The sequence below is a fragment of the Pseudomonas sp. genome, from assembly GCF_049645325.1.
In the GTDB taxonomy this organism is placed as follows: Bacteria; Pseudomonadota; Gammaproteobacteria; order Pseudomonadales; family Pseudomonadaceae; genus Aquipseudomonas.
The window spans coordinates 1-2,683 of sequence record NZ_JBARTQ010000677.1; the positions used below are offsets into that span (position 1 = coordinate 1).

2 protein-coding genes are annotated in these 2,683 nt (G+C 58.9%); one reads left to right on the forward strand and one right to left on the reverse strand.

Annotated features, from left to right (window positions below; all coding sequences use genetic code 11):
* Positions 1 to 1,998 (reverse strand): CocE/NonD family hydrolase (locus WBB95_RS28965; RefSeq protein ID WP_424490699.1); only part of this gene is annotated, 1,998 nt, incomplete at its 3' end.
* Positions 1,999 to 2,114: 116 nt separating this feature from the next.
* Here WBB95_RS28965 and WBB95_RS28970 point away from each other — a divergent pair.
* The coding region (locus WBB95_RS28970; RefSeq protein WP_424490700.1) for a TetR family transcriptional regulator at positions 2,115 to 2,683 on the forward strand (569 nt) is incomplete at its 3' end.

Below are 2,683 nucleotides of genomic sequence, written 5' to 3' on the forward strand. Positions count from 1 at the left end.
AGTACGTTCGGCGTCCAGCGTTCGGCGGGACACTTTCAGCAAGCCATGCCCGACCGGGTGGATGTGCACCGGATCCACCGGCAGCACCACGGATTCGTAGCGAATTTCGCGATCCTGCTCATCGAGAACCCGAAGCGAGACAAACACGTCCATATCCTCGCTGGTGGACTCCACCCACAGACCGACCTTCATGTAGCCGGCGAGAGTCATGTCTTCGCTCATCGGCTCGCTGACAAACGAGACACCTGTCGACCAGCGTGGCGTGCCGTCACTGGAGCCCGCCGGCGCGAGAGTTGACGTGCCCAGATCAAGGTGCGCGTCGTATTCGGCGCGGCTTTGAGCGGTTGGCAGCGATTCGGTAATGCGCAGCACGTTGAGACGACGACCGTCGTTTTGCCAGTCTGAAGGGCGAGCATCGAGGTACCAGCGACGGTACTCGGTACGCGCAATCGGCCACTCGTTTTCATGCAGGACAAAATGGGCACCACCGCCGGTTCGCACCTGCACCCGTACCGGCGCTTCGTCCATCACGCCGTTGTCGATGCCCTTGAGCCAGTAATCGAAATAGCGCATGTGTTCGGCGATTGATTTGTTGCTGTAGGAGTCCGGGAACCAGGCATCGGCAAAATCGAATTTGCGCGCTTTGGCAGCGGTGGAACGGATGTAGGTTTCGCTGCTGCCGAGTTGGTGAATGATCGCACCGACTTGTGGGCCGACGATCCACACCGGGGCGGTGGCTTTGCTCATGTCCGGCCGCATGAAGATGCTGCCGCGCGGGCCGTAGGCGTTGATGTCATTGAACGGCGTCGCCAGCACGCGGGCCATCCAGTCGGTTTCCGGACGCTCGCCACAGTGGTTGTTGCCTGACCAGATCTTCCACCACCAGTTCCAAAAGCCTGAGCCGAAGATGCCGCCGCCGTACAGGGCTTCGTTATAGATATCCGCGTCGGTGCCTTGCGCGATCATCGCCTTGAGGTGCGACGGTTGAAGGCTGGCGACACTGTGCTGGGCCATCGCCAAGTACGACATACCCCACAACCCGACGTTGCCGTTGGACCAATGCTGAGTGCCTGCCCATTCGATGGCGTCGTAATAATCTTCGGCTTCCTGAACGCTGAAGGGCGCTTGCAGTCCAGGGCTTTTGCACACACCACGCGCGTCAACGCGGATGCACACATAGCCTTCCGGCACCCACACCGAGGTGTCGACGGTCTCATGGTTTTCGTATTGGGCGCCGTCCGGGTTGCCGGAGAAATAACGATCCTCCATTTGCTCCTTGCGCAGGACGTCGGCCTCGTTGCATATACAGTCGTGGTAAAAGCTCTTGCCGTAAAAGCCCTTGCTCATGACGATCGGGTATTCGCCTGGCTCGGCAGGACGGAAGACGTCAGCGCAAACGTACGAGCCGTCGCGCAACGGAATGCGCACATCGGTCATCTTGATGATGCCGCGGATATTGCGGCGTAATTCGTTACGGCTGGTGGCTGCATCGCACAGTGTGCGCGGTGTTTTGTCGGTGAACACACCGGGCGTGGCGTTGAGTGTTTCGAGAATCTGCAGCAGCGTCGGATCGTTGGCAAAATCGACCACGCCGCCTTGGCCCATCGGCATCACCGGTGGACTGAAATTGATCGGTGTGACGCCAATCAGCTCGTGCACAACCGGCGCAATTTTTACGCCTGACTCGATGCTGCCTTGCTGATCCAGGGTATGCACGAAACGAGCGAGGTTGGTGACCGAAGGATCGAGCAATTTGTCGATCTTGCCGTCGACACGATTGGCCAGTTGCGCGAGATTCAGGCGTGGTGCGGCCGGTATGGCGCCCAACACGATCCCGCCGACCCGGAAGCTGATGGCCTCGTCGGCGCGGTAGTAAAATTCGCCATTGTCGGAGGTCACGCCGGATAGCGTGGGTGTCTGGTATTTGAGTCCGGCGATCGGGCCGGCAAAAATACCTGTCAACACGGGGCTCAACGCAGGTGCAGGAGACAGACTCATGCTGGATTCCTTATTGTTCTTGATTATGGGATCGATTCCAGTAAGGTACGGCGGACGAGAAAATAATTCAACACTCGTTGATATTGACGATGTTTCGTAATAATTTGGATATGACTATGAAGAAAGAAACCCCTCCTGCGCCGCGTCGTGGGCGTCGACCAGGCCCCAACAGCACGCGCCATCTGGTGCTCGAAGCGGCACGTGCGCGTTTCGCCAGCGACGGTTTTGCCGCCACCACTATCCGTCTGATCGCGGCTGACGCAGGGGTCGATGTGGCTCAAGTGATGCAGTTTTTCCGCTCCAAGGACGAACTCTTCGCGGCGGTTATGGCAATCCCGGCTTCTGCTCTGGAGCGGTTCGACGCGCTCTATGAAGGCCCGGACGAACACTTGGGCGAGCGAGTAGTGCGCGCGTTTCTCACCGCGTGGGAGGGCATCCCGGAAGAGTCGGAACCGTTGATGGCCACGCTGCGTGGTGCCTTTGTCAATGATCAGGCACGCGATCAGCTACGCGCTTTCATTCAATCGCGATTGCTCGGTGGTACTCACGAGCATCTGGAGCCTGAAGCAAAGCTGCGATCTGGTCTCGCGGCGTCGTTGCTGGTCGGCATGGTGGTCAGCCGACGCATCATCGGTGTGCCGATGATGGTGGCCGTAGAACATGAAGAACTGGTGAGGATTATCGG